We start from the raw sequence: 1,529 nt of genomic DNA on the forward strand, positions 1-1,529 counted from the left end.
TCGGTGCCGGTGACCGGGCCGGGGATTGCGGCGCGGCCGGGGGCGAGAGCGGTGCAGCGGTGGCGGCCGTTGCGTTGTCGCCCAGGGCCGCGACTGCCTGGGCCAGCAGGGCGCGTTGCTGGCCCAGCGGGATGGGTGCCTCGCTCGCCTCGACCACGAAGGTGAGCGCGGTGTTCACCTTTTCCTCGACCGACAGCCCGTCGGCGTCGATCTGGCGCGCGATGTGGAGCACCCGGTCGAGCGCTTCGCGATTGTGGTGCTCGATGACCTCGTGTTTCATCCGAACAGTCTCTTGCGGGGCTTGCGCAGGGCCGAGGCGGCGCCCGCCGGCTTGGTGGCGGCCTCGAAGACGGTGCGCACGGCGCGGGCCCAGGGCGCGCGCGGTTGCAGGGTGACGAGCGGTTTGGCGGCCTTGTGCGCGCGCGCCAGCGCCGGGGCGCAGCAGGGCAGGGTCGCGGTGAGGGGCATGTCGAGCGTCTTGGCGATGTCCTTGGGGCGCAGGCCCGCGTCCTTGCGGATCTCGGACAGCACTGCGAGGACCGGCAAATCGGGGTGATCGGCCCGGATCTGGCCCAGGAGGCGGCTGGCGGCGTTGACGCCGGCAAAGCCCGCCGGCAGCACCAGGACCAGCCGGTCGAGCGTGCCGATCACGTCGGGCTGGCGCAGGACGAGGCCGCGGGGCATGTCGGCGATGACGGTGTCGAAGCCTGCGCGCAGGCGCGGCAGGAGGGCAGCGATGCCGGGCTCGTAGGCGGCGGCGGTCTGATCGCCGCGGACCTGGCCGGAATAGAGCGAGAGCGTGTCGCTGATCTGATCCATCGTTGCGCCGATGAAGGTGTTGTCCACGCGGTCGGGGGCGCGCAGGGCGTCGAAGAGACCGCGGGTTTCGTCCCGGTCGAGGTCGATGGCCTGGGTGCCGAATTCGAGATCGGCATCCACCAGCGCAGTGGAGCGGTTGGCGCCCTTGGGGGCGGCGGCAAGCGCGGCGAGGTTCTGCGCCAGGAGGCTGGCGCCGGTGCCGCCCTTGCATCCGATGACCCCGATCGTGAGGCCCTGGAGGGTTTCGGGCGCGGGGGCGGCGGGTGCGGGGACGGGTGCGGGTCCGGCCGCGGCTGGCGCAGTGGTGGCGGCGAGGATGTCCGACGCGTCGGCGGGAAGGCAGAAATAGTCGCGCGCCCCGGCCTGCCGCAGGGCGCGGTAGGTGGCGAGATCGTCGGCCGTGCCGAGCACGATCACGTCGATGCCGGCGCGGGCCAGTTCCTCGACGCATTCGCAGGCCATCGCCAGGTTGATCTGGCCCATCTCGGCCAGGACGCATTTCATCGCGGAGGGACCGCTGAGAAGCCGGGCCGCGCCGCTGAGCCCGCCACCGTGGATCGCCTTGGCCACCTGGCCGCTCTCGGTCAGCACGGCACGGGCCGTGGCGGCACCCTTGTCGGTGCAGACATAGGCCTGAAGGGCGGGGGCGACGCCATCTTGGGTGTCGAAGGGCATGGGGCGATCCTCGGGTTGCGGGGTTGGAGGGACGG

Annotated in this window: 2 protein-coding genes; both read right to left on the bottom strand. The window is 72.4% G+C overall.

The features are described 5' to 3' along the window. A partial coding sequence (locus RBB31_RS20505) for a hypothetical protein (RefSeq protein ID WP_306131115.1) occupies positions 1–280 on the bottom strand: 280 nt, incomplete at its 3' end. Further along, positions 277–1,529 (bottom strand): hypothetical protein (locus RBB31_RS20510; protein ID WP_306131116.1); only part of this gene is annotated, 1,253 nt, incomplete at its 5' end. The genes RBB31_RS20510 and RBB31_RS20505, both read right to left, overlap by 4 nt.

The organism is Roseovarius sp. MMSF_3350 (assembly GCF_030733425.1).
Lineage (GTDB): Bacteria > Pseudomonadota > Alphaproteobacteria > Rhodobacterales > Rhodobacteraceae > Roseovarius.